11 protein-coding genes are annotated in these 16,236 nt (G+C 65.0%); 8 read left to right on the top strand and 3 right to left on the bottom strand.

Annotated features, from left to right (window positions below):
* From QCE63_RS29010 to QCE63_RS28995, 4 genes are all read left to right on the top strand, one after another.
* Window positions 1–723 carry a response regulator gene (locus tag QCE63_RS29010; protein WP_309837979.1) on the top strand — a complete coding sequence of 241 codons (723 nt, stop codon included), beginning with the start codon at window positions 1–3 and terminating at the stop codon, window positions 721–723.
* A complete protein-coding gene (locus QCE63_RS29005; protein WP_309837978.1) occupies window positions 720–2,048 on the top strand; it encodes an ATP-binding protein in 1,329 nt (442 codons plus the stop codon). The genes QCE63_RS29010 and QCE63_RS29005 overlap by 4 nt, the downstream gene beginning before the upstream one ends.
* A gap of 75 nt (window positions 2,049–2,123) precedes the next feature.
* The gene (locus QCE63_RS29000; protein WP_309837977.1) at window positions 2,124–2,801 is read left to right on the top strand and encodes a helix-turn-helix domain-containing protein; all 678 of its coding nucleotides are present in this window, start codon (window positions 2,124–2,126) and stop codon (window positions 2,799–2,801) included.
* Window positions 2,802–3,445: 644 nt separating this feature from the next.
* Window positions 3,446–3,829: a DUF3564 family protein gene (locus QCE63_RS28995; RefSeq protein WP_309837976.1), complete on the top strand. Its 384-nt coding sequence runs from the start codon at window positions 3,446–3,448 to the stop codon at window positions 3,827–3,829.
* A gap of 17 nt (window positions 3,830–3,846) precedes the next feature.
* Here QCE63_RS28995 and QCE63_RS28990 read toward each other — a convergent pair whose 3' ends face one another.
* Window positions 3,847–4,038, bottom strand: coding sequence for a DUF2964 family protein (locus tag QCE63_RS28990; RefSeq protein WP_309837975.1), 192 nt, complete (start codon window positions 4,036–4,038; stop codon window positions 3,847–3,849).
* A gap of 321 nt (window positions 4,039–4,359) precedes the next feature.
* Here QCE63_RS28990 and QCE63_RS28985 point away from each other — a divergent pair, with 321 nt between their 5' ends.
* On the top strand, window positions 4,360–4,785 hold the full coding sequence (locus tag QCE63_RS28985) for a phasin family protein (RefSeq protein ID WP_309820004.1): 426 nt from the start codon (window positions 4,360–4,362) through the stop codon (window positions 4,783–4,785).
* Between the two features lie 68 nt (window positions 4,786–4,853).
* Here QCE63_RS28985 and QCE63_RS28980 read toward each other — a convergent pair whose 3' ends face one another.
* Complete coding sequence (locus QCE63_RS28980; RefSeq protein WP_309837974.1) at window positions 4,854–7,070, bottom strand: protein kinase domain-containing protein; 2,217 nt, start codon at window positions 7,068–7,070, stop codon at window positions 4,854–4,856.
* 478 nt (window positions 7,071–7,548) lie between these two features.
* On the opposite strand from QCE63_RS28980, the gene QCE63_RS28975 reads away from it, so the two are divergent.
* Window positions 7,549–7,776: a hypothetical protein gene (locus QCE63_RS28975; protein WP_309837973.1), complete on the top strand. Its 228-nt coding sequence runs from the start codon at window positions 7,549–7,551 to the stop codon at window positions 7,774–7,776.
* A gap of 25 nt (window positions 7,777–7,801) precedes the next feature.
* Here the strand turns inward: QCE63_RS28975 and QCE63_RS28970 are convergent, their stop codons facing one another.
* Window positions 7,802–12,187 (bottom strand): DEAD/DEAH box helicase, encoded by a 4,386-nt coding sequence (locus QCE63_RS28970; RefSeq protein WP_309837972.1) that lies wholly within the window; start codon window positions 12,185–12,187, stop codon window positions 7,802–7,804.
* 256 nt (window positions 12,188–12,443) lie between these two features.
* On the opposite strand from QCE63_RS28970, the gene QCE63_RS28965 reads away from it, so the two are divergent.
* Entirely contained in the window at window positions 12,444–14,840 is a 2,397-nt protein-coding gene (locus QCE63_RS28965) for a phosphoketolase family protein (protein ID WP_309837971.1), read from the top strand.
* Window positions 14,841–14,844: 4 nt separating this feature from the next.
* Window positions 14,845–15,954 (top strand): acetate/propionate family kinase, encoded by a 1,110-nt coding sequence (locus QCE63_RS28960; protein WP_309837970.1) that lies wholly within the window; start codon window positions 14,845–14,847, stop codon window positions 15,952–15,954.
* Window positions 15,955–16,236: the final 282 nt, after the last annotated feature.

Genomic DNA, 16,236 nt, shown 5'->3' with positions numbered 1-16,236 from the left:
ATGGATGCCCTGCCGAAGATCATCGTGCTCGACGACGAAGCCGAGTTGCGCAACATGCTGCAGCGCTTTCTGAGCTCGCAGGGATTCGAGGTACGGGTCGTCGAGAACGGCAAGCGGCTCGACCGCTATCTCCAGCGCGAGCCCTATGACCTGCTCGTGCTCGACTGGATGATGGAGCCGGAAGACGGTCTCTCCGTGTGCAAGCGTCTGCGCGCCGAAGGCCAGACGCTGCCGATCCTGATGCTCACGGCGAAGGGCGATCCCGTCGACAAGGTCGTCGGCCTCGAGACCGGTGCGGACGACTATCTCGCCAAGCCGTTCCTGCCGCAGGAGCTGGTCGCGCGAGTGCGCGCCCTGCTGCGCCGCCAGAAGATCGCCGCCGGCGATCCGTCGCACACCCGGCAAGTCCTTCACTTCGGTGAGTTTCGCCTCGATCTCGCGCGTCAGATGCTCTTCAGGAATGGCGAGCCGTTCGAGATCCACTCCGCGCAGATGCAGTTGCTGAACGCGCTCGGTTCGTCGCCGAATCGTGGGGTGAGCCGCGACAATCTCATCGCGCGCACGCGAGGCCGCGATCACGATGCGCTCGATCGCAGCATCGACGTACAGGTGTTGCGGCTGCGACAACTCGTCGAGGAAGACCCCGGCAAGCCGCGCTTCATCAAGACCGTGTGGGGCGTCGGCTACATGCTGCTCGCCGAAGTCGAGGCGGACGCGCCGTGAAGCTCGCGCCGCGCTCGCTCTTCGCGCGCAATGTGCTGTTGCTCGTCGCGCTGGTCGCGGTGAGCCAGGTCTGCGCCATTGCCGTGCTGCTGCATTTCATCCAGACGCCGCGCATCGAGCGCGCCGCCTCCGCATTCGCGAGTTACATCGTCACGCTCGACACCCTGCTCAAGACGACGCCATCAGATGCCGTGCAAACCGTCACGTCGCATCTCGACATGCGCACCGAACTGCCCGCGAGCGCTGCGCCCTTCGCACCCGATTCCCGTCTGCGTTTCTATGAAACGTATCAGCGGCGGACCTTTGTCGAGAGCCTGCGGCGTCATCTTCCCGCCGACCTGCTGGTGCGCTGGCAAAGCGGCGATACGAGCGATGACGGTCAGCAGCGCCTGTGGATCCGCGCGCATCTGTCGAACGAGCCGCGCTGGATTGCGTTGCCCGTTCCCGAGGCCGCCCATGGCGATGGCATCGCCACGGCCCTGCTGCTTTCGCTCGGACTCGGCGCCCTTGCCACCGGCACCGCGTATGTGATCCAGCGGCACCTGAATCGCCCGCTCGCGCATCTCGCGGATGCGGCGCGCCGTGTCTCGGCGGGCGGCGATCCGGGCGTCCTCCCGAACGATGGCCCGACTGAAATCGCGGAAGTCAGCGACGCCTTCAACCGCATGACCGCCGCGTTGCGCGATGCCGATGCGACGCGCGCGCTCATGCTCGCCGGCATTTCGCATGACATCCGCACGCCGATGACGAAACTGCGTCTCGCGATGGCCATGTCGTCCGTGCCGTCGATGGACGCGTCGTTCGCGGCGTCGGCGGAGGGCTACCTCGAGACCATCGACACGATCCTGCAGCAGTTCATGGACTATGCCGGAAGCGGCGCGAAGGAGGCGCCGGTCGTCGGCGATCTCAATGCGCTGGTCGCGAACCTCGCGGCCGATTTTGCAGGCCTTGGTCACGAGTTCACACTGGAGCTCGGCGACGTGCAGCCCTTCGCGTTCCGTCCCATCAGCATGATGCGCATGTTGATGAACGTCATGCAGAATGCGGTCCTTTACGGCGTGGTGGGACTCGAGGCCCGTACCTGGACCGACGCGCGAACGCGGAGCGTGTACGTCGTGATTGCGGATCGCGGCAAGGGACTGGCCGGGCAGGATCCCGAGGCGCTCAAGCAACCGTTCAAGCGCGGCGGCGGCGAAGGCCAGCCGAAAGGCACGGGGCTCGGTCTCGCGATCGTCGAGCGCATTGCCAGGCTGCATGGGGGCACGCTCGAACTGCGCCCGCGGGAGGGTGGCGGCGCCGAGGTGCGCATCGTCCTGCCGCTCTGAAGCGTACGCGGGCAACGGCGGGTTGTCCTTTCCGCGATCCGTGAACCATACTGCAATCAGCAGGAGGATCGCGCCATGGAACCCTCGCTTCACCGTAACGCGGCAGCCACGCTTCACGTGCGCTTCGCCGACGCCGACGCCATTCCGTTTCCCACCCGCACCATCGAGCGAGGCGCCGCGCTTTACACGACGGGTGAGCCGCTGCGCTCGCTCTATACGGTGCAGAACGGCTGCTTCAAAAGCGTCGCAACCTTTCCGGCGAAAGATCTGGACAGCGCGCCGCATACCCAGGTCACCGGCTTCCATCTGCGGGACGAAACGCTCGGCCTGGACGGCATCTGCACGGGACGACACGAAAGCGACGCCATCGCACTCGAGAACAGCGTGGTGCGCATCATGCCGGTGGGTATCCTCGAACCGCTGTGCCGCGAATATGCGGCCATGCAGCACGAACTGCTTGCCATCATGAGCGCCGAAATCGTGCGGGCCTCGCGCCTCGTGCTGATGCTGGGCACGATGCCGGCGCGCGAGCGTGTGGCGGCATTCCTGCTGGACCTGTCGGAGCGGCTCGACGCGCCGACGCCGCCCGCCGATCTGCTGCTGCCGATGACGCGCGGCGATATCGGCAGCTATCTCGGTCTCGAACTGGAAACCGTGAGCCGGATGCTGTCGAGACTGCAACGTGAAGGCTTGATTGGCCTCAACGGCAGGCAGTTGCATATTGTCGATCGCATGAAGCTGGAACGTATCTGAAGGCGACGGTGCGCAATCCGATGCGCCATGCCGCCTACACCTGGTTCTTTGCATGATGCATCTTGCATTCATTGTTGCACCGCACACGCCGCGGACGTTGCCATAAGCAGCATGGCCCCGTGGATCGCAACCTGTTGGGGCGTTCGACGTCCGCCGTGGTGCAACACGCACGGTTGACGGGCGGATTCGCGCACAGCGGTTGGCGTCACGGCCGCCTGCTCCCTGGTGTTGCGCCTGACTTGGCTGCGGCGAAATGCCTACCGAAAGCCGTCATATTGACGGGCTAGACTGAAGTTGATGAGGCATTACTCTTGTGACGTCGTCCGAAGCAAATCGGCATTGGACTTGCTTGACGTTTGCAAGCCTCGCTCTGCTGCAATGCGCAAGTGCGATCGATAGAGGCACCCTTTCCGAACGTCGCGCCGATGAAACTTGTTCATGCGACGCCATTAAACTTATTGGCCGTATGCCGTTCGAAACTGACAGTGCGATTGCGGCCCTCGGCGCGCAAAGCCCAAACCAATACGCGCGGCGCAACGCGTGAAGCGAGTCGCTTCAAGACGCCGCCTTTCATTCGACGACGCTCATGGCTGGCGTTCATGCGCCGAGCGTCATGTCCATCGATTCGTATCATGGAGGATGACATGCGTATCACCGTGAAGCTGGATGGTTTCGAAGGCGCTCAATCCGCGGCATATGCCATTCTGTGGCTCGACAAGGACACGCACCGCTGGTCGCGCGAGGGACATCAATCGGTCGAGGTGCCTGACTGGGGCGGACTGCGCGCGGGAACGAACGGAACGATGATCTGCGGCCAGCGCATCGAGGAGCCGATCTGCGTGCTGGAACGTCTTGACTTCGATGCACCCGGCGGCCCGTGCGAAGGCCTCGCCGGACGCGTGCTGTGGTATGCCGACGGCGCCGATGGCTCGAATCCGCACAGCACCGGACGCTGGCATGTGCAGTGCATCGACCGTGAACAGATCCAGGCCGAGCACAGCGTGTTCGCGGGAGGAGAAGGCCGCTGAGTCACTGCACGGAAGGATCAGGGATCGTCGCCCGGCAAAGGCGTCAGCATCACGACAAACGACGCCGCCCCAACCAGAATGGCGAGCACGCCGTACCAGGTCACGGCGGTCTCGTCGAACAGCAGCCCGCGCAGCGCCGCATGGATTCCGCCCAGCGTCACGAACACTGCCCCCAGCGCCGCAACGATTCGTCCTTCGCCATTGATCATGATGCGCTCCCGCTGCTCGCGCGGTTGAAGCGTGGTCGCGAGCGTGATCGGCTCGCGACCGTCTGCCGCCCTGCTTTCATGGTCGTTGCGGCGGCGTGGCGCGGGTTGACCTGCATCAAGCGGGCTTCACGGCGAGCGCTGCCGTATTAGCCGCCTACATGGCGTTTTCCCTTGCACCAAGATCGCCCTTTAAATTGGTAGTATCAGGTGCCGGCGGCGCCTCGGCCTGGGGACGCACGCAAGGTGAGACTGCCCGGACATCCGCGCTCTTCATGCAGTCGGACAGCGGAATCCGCGCTCGACCGAACGAATCTGGGAGACATGATGAATCAAAATTTCAGCGATCCGTTCAGCCAGTTTGCCGCCATGTTCCAGCAATACCAGTTGCCGGGATTCGATGTCGCCGCAATCATGGAATCGCGTCGCAAGGACGTCGAGGCACTCGCGGCAACAAACCGCGTCGCGTTCGGCGGCATCGAAGCGTTGCGCGACAAACAGCTTGAGATCCTGCGCCGCACCTTGAGCGATCTGGAAGGCATCGCCAAGCAGTTCGCCCATACATCGGCGCAACCACCCTTCAATGCCAATGAAGTTGTCCAGCGCGCGTTGCACAATGCGCTCGCCGACATGCAGGACATCGCGCGCACGACTCAGCAGACACAGGCCGAAGCGTACGCACTCGTCAGCAAGCGGATGGAAGATGCGCTGAAGGAATTGAAGTCATCGATGGAGAAGCCTCAAAGCTAGGCGCTCCGGCGCGGTTCCGTTCTTCTCGTCTTCAAGTCCATGCGGACGGAACCCGCTTCGACATCCCGTTACTGCTTCGGCTGTGTCGTGATCTGGAACATGTCGACGGCCACCTTGTCGCGCCCGTACTTGCTCGCCAACGCCGCCAGGCGTTTTTCGACTGCGCGCAGATAGTCGGACTTCGCTTCGCTGTCCGGACGCGGTGCATCGAAGAGCGGCGCGGGCGCGAGCATCAATACGATCATCTCCGAACCGAACGGCTTGCCGACGATCCAGTCGCCCATCGAACCGATCGTCGCCGTGTAGTTCGGCGGCGCCTGATTGTCGCGCGAGCGCTGGTTCGGCAGCAGATGCACGACGCTGCCGTCGAGCGTGAAGTAGTCGACGTTGACGCTCGAATCGAAACAGGGCGTCATCAGATCCACGATCAGCGGCTGCCCTTCGGTGAGCCGCGTCGCCTGCGAACGCGTATGCACCGAGGCCGGCCGTCCCGACTGACGATTCGCCGACCAGTACGGTGCAAACACCTTGAGCAGGTCGCACTTGTCATCAGCGACCTGCTGCACGCCGAAGTTGGTGGTCTTCACGCCGGGCACGCGCCCGAGCGCATCCTTGAGCCGCGCGAGGCCATAATGCTGCGAGACGAAGCCCTGCACGTCGACGGTCTCGTCATGCACCGAAGCCACCAGCGCCGAGCACGGCACGCTGGCAAGCACGGGCGTGACCGCCGCCATCGTGAGCACCGGCGCGGGCGGTGCGGGAAGGACGGGCGTGATCGCCACTTGCGAACCTTGCGAACCTTGCGAACCGCCTGACGGCGGCGCCGCGGGTTCAGTGTGCGCGACGGGCGGCGGCGGTGCTTCGTGAGCCGCTTCCGTCACGACTTGCTCATGCTCATAGTAGTAATACCCGCCACCGGCAATCAACAGCGCGGCCACGGCTGCCGCCGCGCCGATCGCCAGTTTTGGCGCACTGCCCTGCCTGCCTTTGCGCGTCGCCGCCGTGGACGGCTGCGGGTCGCTGATGTCCTCCATCATCTGCGCGACGCTTAGCGTGCGCGCTTCGCGTTCGAACGACAGCGCCGCCTTCAGCGCTTTCCATTGCTTGTTGCCGAGATGCTCCGGGCGCTGCGGCTTCATGCCCGCGGCTTTGGCCTGTTGCGCGGGCACGCGGTCGAACGGATGTTTTCCTGTCAGCAGCTCATACGTGATGCAGCCGAGCGCATAGATATCGTCGCGCGGGTCGGGCTCGAGATGCTCCAGCATTTCCGGACTCGCGTACGCGGGCGTCAGTGCGCCGAGGCTGCCCGGATCGAAGACGGTTGCCTCGCTCTCTTCCTCGGGCCGCTGGATCACGCGCGAAATGCCGAAGTCGATCACCTTCACTTCCGACGTATCCAGCAGGAACACGTTGGCCGGCTTGAAATCGCAATGAACGAAGCCGCGCTCGTGCGCATACGCGAGCGCATTGGCCATGCCCTTGAAGATGGGAAACACCTCGGCGAACGGCATGCCCTTGAAATTCGGATTGCGCAGCAGACGCGAGAGCGGCTGCCCGGTGAGATATTCCATCGTCAGATAGACGACCGGGCCGTCGCGGTCGAAGTCATAGACGGTGACGATGTTGCGATGCGCCAGTTGCTGCGCCTTGCGGGCCTCGCGCTGCAAGGCGATCAACGACTTCGGATTGCCGCGGAACTGCAGGTTGAGCACCTTGATCGCGACATACGGGCGACGGTCCGATGCTTCGAGCTTGCGCAAATCCAGCGCCTTGTAGACGGTGCCCATCCCACCGATGCCAAGACACTCCTCCAGCACGAAGCGACTGTTGAGCGTGTCGCCGACGCCTTTCACGCGCTGGTCGTGGTCGGTCCTGACCTGGGTCGCCTGGCCGAACGTGCCGCCGGTGCCGCTGGTGCCACTCGTTCCGCTGGTCGCGCCCGATTCGCCGGAGCTGCTGCTCGGATCGCGCTCGGGCAGCGAAGGCGGCATGGGTGGCGGAGCGAAGCTCGTCATGGTTTGCAGACGCGTCTCGTCGCTGCCGACCGGGCCGGTGTCCGAATCCAGCTCGGGACGCATGCGCGCCGCATGGTCGACACGGCGCCGGATGGCCGCGTAGACATCCGGGGGCAGAGGCTTGACCGCGTGCTCCTCGTCGAGCATCTCCATGAGTTCCTTTGGCGTGGATTGCTCGGTCGCAAGGGCGCCGTCAACCCGGGCAAAGAACTCGTCGCGCGACCCGCTGTCGCTCTGAAAAGTACGTATCGCTTGCGCAAAACTTGTCATCTGTGCGACGCGACGCGGCTCCTGTTCGATCGGCCAAGTCCACTTGTCGTAACAAATACTTCATGCTGGTTCGATACTAGACTTCGCATGCGCCTTAAGCAAATGACGTTTTGGATTCTGCGCGGCATCGCGCACATGTCGTTCGGATACCGACACATTTCGCTAAAGTGTTGGCTCACGCACGACGAGCGCTTTGGCGTGGGTCGATTCCGGTGCTTTCAATATTGCGTGCGACGCCCGCCGCGTGGGCCTTGGACGCGATGGCGCACGGATCACGCGCTAGCTGGCACGCCTTTCGCATCATTCGGCGCGAGCGATCAGGCGCCGTCAGTCAGGGCGGAAGGTTCAGACCTTCTGCCCCGCAGGCGCTGGCGCGGCTTTTCGTGTTTCGCATGCAAAGAGCCAAGCGGCGCCACGCCCGAAGTGAACTCGGCTCAATCCCGGCGCGCTGGCTCACAAACCTCTGGAGGAACGCATCATGGCCGTCATCAAAATCAGGGATCTCGCCGACAGCGTCGAACTCGACCGGCAGGCGATGCATACCATCGTCGGCGGCGCGCGAGAAGGGCTCAAACCATCGTTCCGCATCCGCACCGCGGCGAACCCGAATCGCGTCGTGGACTATCCGGGCGTGCCGGTGAGAGACGTGCCGGTGCAGCCGCCCGGCCCGTTCACGACGAAAATCGTCGGCAAGAAGGCAGACTGACGCCGCACCGGGCGCGGACGACGCATCATCCCTGGCGCGCCGGAAGCGTCCCGCCCGTCAGACCGCCGCCCGGCGCGCTCGCCGACAGCGCGAGTGAACGCGCCGTGCGCTTCACCAGCGCGAGACGCACCTGCTCGCGCGTCGCGGCGTCGAACTCGCCGAGATAGCGGGTCTTGCCGGCGATCACCGCGCCCGCCGGCACGCCATCGAGATACAGCACCCGATTGCCCGCAAGCGCCGGCACCTTGTCGCCCGGCAACAGCGTACCGACCAGATTGAGCGGATCCACCGCCGACAGCGCAACGAACGCCCCCTCCCGCGCGCGGCGGCGCATGTCGCGCAGCAAGGGCACGGCCTCCGGCAGCGCGAACTGCTCGCCCGCCAGACCGGCGACGAAGCGACCGCCGCGAATCTCGCCACGCGCTTCCAGCCGATGAAAGACGCGCAGCAGATCGCGCCAGGGCGGCAGCCATCCGGCTTCGCGTTCGAGCAAGCGCCAGAACACGACGCCATAGCGCCGCAGCAAGGTCAGCGCGACGTGTTCGAGCGCGGCGTCGTCGCGCTCGCCTTCATCGCGGGCGCGACGCAGGAGCGCCCAGCGTCCGGCATCGTCCATTCCGCCGATGAACAGCCCGCCGCGCCGAGGACGCCGTGCGAAGGCGTTGCGCTTCGCCGCGGGCGCGAGCAGCGCGCGCAGACCGGCGAAGCTGTCGGCATTGACAAGCCCAAGCGATACGAGTTCGCCGAGCGCATCTTCGAGCTCGGTGCGAAGAAGACGCGCGTCGGCGAGGAGTTCATCAAAGAACATGGCGCCGTGCGTGCTCAACGCTTCGAACACCCGCTGGGCGCGCGACGACATCTGCGGCGCGTCGTCGGCGGACAAGAGCGCGTTCCATGCGTCGAGATGACGACGCGGCAACAGCACGATGGGCGTGCCGCGCACCGGGCCGCCCGTCGCGCGCGCGCGTCCCGCGGGCCGCGTCCAGACAAGCTTGCCGGCGCGGCAGAGTTCGTCGAGCCAGAGTCCCGAATAATCGCCGATGCGCGCCGGCAAGATCTCGTCTTCCCACGCGACCGCCGGCGCCTCGAAACCTTCCAGTTGTTCCAGCACGGCGCCGAGCGCCTCACGACCGGCGCCGCGCGCATCCGCTCCGACGCGCTGCCATTCGAACAGGAAACGCATGAAGTCCTGCCGCTCGACCGGCTCGATCTCGCGCCGCAACCGCCGCACCGTATAGCGATGGATCCGCGCGAGCAGATGCCGCTCGCACCATTCCTCGGTCTGCGCGCCTGGCGTGAAGCGCCCGCGCATCACATAGCCCTGCGCCTCGAGCCGGGTCAGCGCCAGCGCAATAGCCGAGGCCGGCAATGCCAGCGGCCGCGCAATGTCCGGCACCGTCAGCGGCCCGCAACCGGACAGGCGCGCCCGCACGATCTCGACGAGCGCATCGTCCGTGGTCCAGGCCTCGTCGAAACCGGGGGGCGGCTGCAATGGCGGCTGCATCGGCGCGTGCTCATAGACCGCGCGCAGGCACGCCAGCCGCTCGACCGGCGTCCACAGCGCGTCGTGTTCGGCCACTTGCAGCCGCGTCGCCCGGCCGCCGCGCGCCAGCGTTTCGAGCCACGCGGGCCATTGCGGGTGGCGCTGCGCTTCGCGCTCGGCGATGCAGGCAAGCGTCGTCAGCGCCTCGTGCATTTCGTCGACGCTGGTGACATCGGGCCAGGCTTCCGCGCGGACGCTCTCGATGGCTTCGGGATCGAGCGCACCCAGATCGTCCACCGAGTGCGGATCGGTCCAGCGGCGCGCCAGCACCGCCTGCGTGCGGCGCTCTTCGAGCGGTGCGTCGTCGAGGAACGCATAGGGCTTGGCCGACAGAATCTCGGCCGCCAATGGCGAAGGCGCCGGCAATTCGCGCGTCACCAGCCGCACGGCGCCGCTCTCGATGCGCCCAAGCAATGCGAGCCACGCATCGCTGTCCATGGCGTCGTGAAGGCAGTCGTCGAGCGTCTGCTCGACCAGCGGATGCGCGGGCACCTCGCGTTCGCCCGCCAGGTTTTCCACGCACGCCACCTGATCCGGGAACACCGCCGCGAGCAGGTCCTCGCTCTTCATGCGCTGCAATTGCGGCGCCACTTTACGGCCGCCCGCATAGCGCGGCAGCGCGAGCGCGTTGGTCGCGTTCCAGCGCCAACGCACGCCGAACAGCGGCGCATCGAGCAGCGCCTGGATCAACACGTGCTCGGCGGTGCTGGACTTCAGATAGCGCCACACTTCGTCGAGCGTGAAGCTGTGGCTGCCCGTCAACGAGAGCACGATGGCGTCCTCGGTCGCCGCAGCCTGCAACTCGAAATTGAAGGTGCGGCAGAAACGCTTGCGCAGCGCGAGGCCCCACGCGCGATTCACGCGGCTGCCGAACGGCGCATGAATCACGAGCTGCGTGCCGCCGGATTCGTCGAAGAAGCGCTCCATGACGAGCGTCTCCTGCGTCGGCAACACAGTGAGCGCAGCGCGCGAGCGCGCCAGATACTCGACGATCTGCCGCGCCGCATCGCCGCCGATACCGCTCTCCTCCGCCAGCCACGCGATGACCGCTTCGATGCCGTCGTCCTGCGCCAGCCGCGTATCGATGCCCCCGCGCATCCGGGCGATCGCGTGGGACAGTTCATCGCTGCGCCCGGGCGCTTCGCCAAGCCAGAACGGAATATTGGGCGGCTGCCCGTTGGCGTTCTCCACGCGCACCCGCCCGCCCTCCACACGCACGATCCGGTACGACGTGTTGCCGAGCTGGAACACATCGCCCGCGAGACTTTCGACGGCAAAGTCTTCATTCACGGTGCCGATCTGCAAGCCTTGCGGCTCCAGCAGCACCGCGAAATCGGCGTTATCGGGGATCGCGCCGCCCGAGGTCACGGCGGTCAGCTTGCCGCCGCGCCGTCCGCGCAGCGTCCGGCTTACCGCGTCGCGATGCACATAGGCCGCGCGCACGCCCTGGCGTCCCGTATAGCCTTCCGCGAGCGTGCGCAGCACGGCGTCGTAACGGCTGCGCGCCAGGTCCGCATACGGAAACGCCCGCGTGATGCGCTCATATAACGCGTCCTCGCTCCATTCGCGGCACGAGACTTCGGCGGTGATCTGCTGCGCGAGCACGTCGAGGGGCGCGCGCGGGATCTTCAGCGCATCGAGTTCGCCGCGCCGCACGCAATCGAGCAAGGCGGCGCATTCGATCAGATCGTCGCGCGAAGTCGGGAACAGCCGCCCTTTCGGCAGGCCGCCCACATGATGCCCCGAGCGCCCGACGCGCTGCAGGAACGCGCCGATCGAACCCGGTGAGCCGAGCTGGCAAACGAGATCGACATCGCCGATATCGATGCCCAGTTCCAGCGACGCCGTTGCTATCAGCACGCGCAATTCGCCGCGTTTCAGGCGTTGCTCGGCGGCCAGCCGCTGCTCGCGCGCGAGACTGCCGTGATGCGCCGCGACGGCGTCCTTGCCAAGACGGTCGGTGAGATGACGCGCGGCGCGCTCCGCCATGCGTCGCGTGTTGACGAAGACGAGCGTCGTGCGATGCTGTGCCGAGAGATCCGCGAGGCGGTCGTAGACGCGCTCCCACATGTCGTTGGACATGACGGCTTCAAGCGGCATCGGCGGGAGATCGAGCGCCAGGTCGCGCGCGCGAACATGCCCGACATCGACGATCTCGCACGCCTCATTTCCACCGACGAGAAACCGCGCCACGCGCTCGATGGGCTTCTGTGTGGCCGATAGACCGACACGCACGGGCCGCTGATGGCCTGCTTCCTCGCACAGCGCGTCGAGCCGCGCAAGCGACAGGCTCAGGTGCGAGCCGCGCTTGCTGCCCGCCACGGCGTGGATTTCATCGACGATCACGGTGCGCGTGGTGGACAACATCGCGCGGCCCGAGTCCGACGAAAGCAGGACGTAAAGCGATTCCGGCGTGGTGACGAGGATATGCGGCGGGCGCTTCCTGACCGCATTGCGTTCCTGTTGCGTGGTGTCGCCGGTGCGCACGGCGGCGCGAATCTCCGGCGCCGCCGTGCCGGATTCGCGCAAGGTCTGCGCAATGCCCGCGAGCGGCTCTTCCAGATTCACGCGAATGTCATTGGACAGCGCCTTCAGCGGCGACACATAGACAACCCGCGTCTCGTCCGGCAACACGCCACCGGCGGCGATGCCGTCGCGGACGAGTTCATCGAGCGCAGCCAGGAACGCGGTGAGCGTCTTGCCCGAGCCGGTGGGCGCGGCAACGAGGGTCGAACGGCGCGCCTGCACGAGCGGCCAGGCGCGCGCCTGGGCGGGCGTCGGCGAGGCGAAGCGTGCGCGGAACCAGCCGGCGACGGCCGGATGAAAACGTTGCAGCGGGTCGTCCGCGGAAGGGGATTGTCGGGGCATCCAGCTATTCTAGGGGCGCTTTCGAAACGGCGCGGGAGCGCTGAATATGCGTGCGCGCCGACGAAAGACAAGCCCCGCGGTGGATTGTCGCCTCCGCTGCCCGATCGCGCCGACCGCTCTATGATGTCTGGCGATACCTGATCGTCAAACCAGCGCCACGAATGCGCCTGAAGATGGAGACACGCGCGGGACCCAATCTTGCGTCACGCCGCACGCACGACGTTCGACCATTCATCCCACCTGCAAGGAGAAGCCATTGAACGACGACGTCACCCCGACTGCCCTTGAGACGCCCCTCGCCCCCGATCTCCTCGCAAAAATCGATGCGTACTGGCGGGCCTGCAATTATCTTTCGGTCGGCATGATCTATCTGCGCGCCAATCCGCTGCTGCGTGAACGCCTGCAACCGGAGCACATCAAGCGACGTCTGCTCGGGCACTGGGGCTCCGATCCGGGACAATCGTTCGTGTGGGTGCATCTGAATCGCCTGATCAAACGCGACGATCTCAACATCCTGTTCGTGTCGGGCCCGGGCCATGGCGCGCCCGCGACGCTGTCCAATTCCTACCTCGAAGGCCATTACTCGGAAATCTATCCCGATCGCAGCGCCGACGAACGCGGCATGCTGAAATTGTTCCGCGCATTTTCGTCGCCGGGCGGCATCGGCTCGCATTGCACGCCGGAGACGCCGGGATCGATTCATGAAGGCGGCGAGCTGGGCTACAGCCTGTCGCATTCGTTCGGCGCGGCGTTCGACAATCCGGATCTGATCGTCGCCACCGTAGTCGGTGACGGTGAGGCGGAGACCGGCCCCCTCGCCACGTCCTGGCATTCGAACAAGTTCCTCAACCCGGCTACCGACGGCGCCGTGCTGCCGATCCTGCATCTCAACGGTTACAAGATTGCCAATCCAACCATCCTCGCGCGGATTCCGCACGAGGAACTCGCCGCGCTGTTCAAAGGCTATGGTTACGAGCCGCATTTTGTCGAAGGGCACGAGCCGGAGAAGATGCATCAACGCATGGCGGCGACGCTGGAACGCTGCATCGCCGATATCCGCGCCATCCAGGCCAACGCGCGCGCGAACCCCGGCAATGTGACGCGGCCGCGCTGGCCGATGATCGTGCTGCGCACCCCGAAAGGCTGGACCGGGCCGAAGGAAGTCAACGGGCACAAGGTCGAGGACTTCTGGCGCTCGCATCAGGTGCCCATCGCGGATCCAGCGAGCAACCATCGCAATCTGGCTTTGCTCGAAGAATGGCTGCGCAGCTACAAGCCCGAGGAACTGTTCGATGAAGACGGCCGGCTGATCGAATCCCTGCGCGCGCTGGCGCCCGAAGGCATGCGGCGCATCAGCGCGAATCCGCACGCGAACGGCGGCTTGCAGCGCCAGTCGCTGGACCTGCCTGATATTCGCGAGTACGCGTTCGAATTCAAGCGCACGGCTAACACATATCAATCGCCGACGATGGTGCTCGCCACCTTCCTGCGCGACGTGATTCGCCGCAACATGACGAGCTTCCGTCTGTTTGGTCCGGATGAAACGGCAAGCAACAAGCTCGACGGCGTGTATGAAGTGTCGGGCAAGCGCTGGCTCGCCGAAACGCTCCCGGAAGATGCCGACGGTGGCGCGCTGTCCATCGACGGCCGTGTGATGGAGATGCTGTCCGAACACACGCTGGAAGGCTGGTTCGAAGGTTATGTGCTGACGGGCCGGCACGGACTGTTCGCGACCTATGAAGCGTTCGTGCATGTCATCGATTCGATGTTCAATCAGCATGCGAAGTGGCTGGAGAAAGCCAAGAACGAACTCGACTGGCGCAAGCCCGTACCGTCGATCAACCTGCTCATCACGTCGCTCGTGTGGCGTCAGGATCACAACGGCTTCACGCATCAGGACCCGGGTTTCCTCGATGTCGTCACCAACAAGAGCCCGGGCGTGGTCCGCATTTATCTGCCGCCCGATGCCAACTGTCTTCTGAGCGTCGCGGATCATTGCCTGCGTACGCATGATTATGTGAACGTGATCGTCGCGGACAAACAGCCGCACCTGCAATACCTGAACATGCAGGATGCGATCGTGCATTGCGCGAAAGGCATCGGCATCTGGGACTGGGCTTCGACCGATCAGGGCAAGGAGCCCGACGTGGTGGTCGCGTGCGCGGGCGACATCGCGACCATGGAGGCGCTTGCCGCGGTGGAGATTCTCAAGGCGAACTGCGCGGATCTGAAGATTCGCTTTGTCAACGTGGTCGACCTGTTCAGGCTCATGCCGGACACCGATCATCCGCATGGTCTCTCCGACCGCGATTTCGACTCCCTCTTCACGCGCGACAAGCCGGTCATCTTCAACTTCCATTCGTATCCGACGCTGGTGCACAAGCTCACCTATAACCGCACCAATCACGAGAACATGCACGTGCATGGCTATCGCGAACGCGGCAACATCAATACGCCTTTTGAGCTGGCGATCATCAACGGCGTGGACCGCTTCACGCTGGCCATCGACGTGATCGACCGCGTGCCGCGCATCGCCGAAAGCAGCGCGCATACGAAGGAGTGGCTCAGGAACGAGATCATCGAGAGTGTGCGGTACGCGCATGAGGAAGGCATCGACCGCGACGAAATTCGCGACTGGACCTGGAAGGGCTGATGCCATGAACGAAGGCATTCTGGTGCTCAACAGCGGCTCGTCGTCGCTCAAGTTCGGCGTGTTCACCCCACGCGACGGCGACGAGCACGCATGGCTGTCGGGCAGCGCGAAAGGCATCGGGCGCGACAACGGATCATGGTCGATGAAGTCGTCGGACGGCCGTATCGATGTCGCGCAGGATCATGTGATGGAGACGCAGCACGATGCGCTGAAGCGCGTCGCCGACGCGCTCGCCGGGCATCTCGATGCGCCGCTCGCGGGGGTCGGTCATCGTGTCGTGCATGGGGGCCCGCGGCTGCGCGAGCATTGTCGTATCACCGATGACGTGAAGCACACTTTGCGGGAAGCGGTACCGTTCGCGCCGCTGCACCTGCCGCCCGCGCTGGCGCTGATCGACGAGGCACAGCGCATCTTCGCCGACGCGCCCCATTTCGCCTGCTTCGATACCGCGTTTCACCGCACGCTGCCCGAGCGGGCGACGCGCTTCGCGCTGCCACGCGCGTATGCGGAACGCGGTGTCGTGCGTTATGGGTTTCATGGGCTGTCTTACGAGTCCATCGTCGGCGTGCTTGGCGCGGACCTGCCGGCGCGCACGGTGATCGCTCATCTCGGCAGCGGCGCCAGTCTGTGTGCGCTGAAGGACGGGCGCTCCGTCGATACGTCGATGGGCATGACGCCGGCAGGCGGGATTCCGATGGCGACACGGAGCGGCGATCTCGATCCCGGCGTGCTGATTCATCTGTTGCGCCATGCTTCGCTCGACGCCGACGGTATCGAAACGCTGGTCAACCGGCGCGCCGGAATGAAGGCGTTATCGGAATCGGACGACGACATGCAAGGGCTGCTTGCGCGCCGCGCACAGGGCGATGCGGAAGCGTCGCTGGCCGTCGATGTGTTCTGCACGGCGGTGCGCAAGACTATCGGCGCATATGCGGCGTTGCTGGGTGGGGTCGATCTGATCGTGTTCAGTGGGGGGATCGGCGAGCACAGCGACACGGTGCGTTCTCAGGTGCTCGAAGGGCTTGGGTTTCTCGGGGCGGCGCATCGTGTGGTCGCAACTCAGGAGGAACGGCAGATCGCGCGGCATTGCAGGAGGATGGTGGGCGGAGAATGACGCGGCGTTTTCGTTCGGTCGTCCGGGTTGTGCGCATCGTTGAGTCGGTCCGCCGCGGTCTGTCTTGTTCTGTTTTGGTGCTGCTCGCTCTGTGGCACTTTGTATGCAGCATGAGAAATGCCATTTGGTCAAATGCATTCGAAATGCTGAATGCAAGAGGCCTGGATGGATTGCCGGGCGAGGCGGGCCTGTCAGCAATTTCGTGTTTGAGGCATAACATGCTCACAAGGAGAATTTATGCCTCGCAAACCGAAAACGCAGCCGGCGGATCTGCCGACGATT

Source organism: Caballeronia sp. LZ065 (assembly GCF_031450975.1).
In the GTDB taxonomy this organism is placed as follows: Bacteria; Pseudomonadota; Gammaproteobacteria; order Burkholderiales; family Burkholderiaceae; genus Caballeronia.
Note: the sequence above shows the minus strand (reverse complement) of the source record. Positions and strands in the feature narration are given on the sequence as shown.

Bases quoted from the DNA above. Each gene is read 5' to 3' on its own strand.
- QCE63_RS28980 (WP_309837974.1), bottom strand. From the start codon at position 7,070: ATGACAAGTTTTGCGCAAGCGATACGTACTTTTCAGAGCGACAGCGGG.
- QCE63_RS28995 (WP_309837976.1), top strand. From the start codon at position 3,446: ATGCGTATCACCGTGAAGCTGGATGGTTTCGAAGGCGCTCAATCCGCG.
- QCE63_RS28985 (WP_309820004.1), top strand. From the start codon at position 4,360: ATGATGAATCAAAATTTCAGCGATCCGTTCAGCCAGTTTGCCGCCATG.
- QCE63_RS28990 (WP_309837975.1), bottom strand. From the start codon at position 4,038: ATGATCAATGGCGAAGGACGAATCGTTGCGGCGCTGGGGGCAGTGTTC.
- QCE63_RS29010 (WP_309837979.1), top strand. From the start codon at position 1: ATGGATGCCCTGCCGAAGATCATCGTGCTCGACGACGAAGCCGAGTTG.
- QCE63_RS28975 (WP_309837973.1), top strand. From the start codon at position 7,549: ATGGCCGTCATCAAAATCAGGGATCTCGCCGACAGCGTCGAACTCGAC.
- QCE63_RS28970 (WP_309837972.1), bottom strand. From the start codon at position 12,187: ATGCCCCGACAATCCCCTTCCGCGGACGACCCGCTGCAACGTTTTCAT.
- QCE63_RS28960 (WP_309837970.1), top strand. From the start codon at position 14,845: ATGAACGAAGGCATTCTGGTGCTCAACAGCGGCTCGTCGTCGCTCAAG.
- QCE63_RS29000 (WP_309837977.1), top strand. From the start codon at position 2,124: ATGGAACCCTCGCTTCACCGTAACGCGGCAGCCACGCTTCACGTGCGC.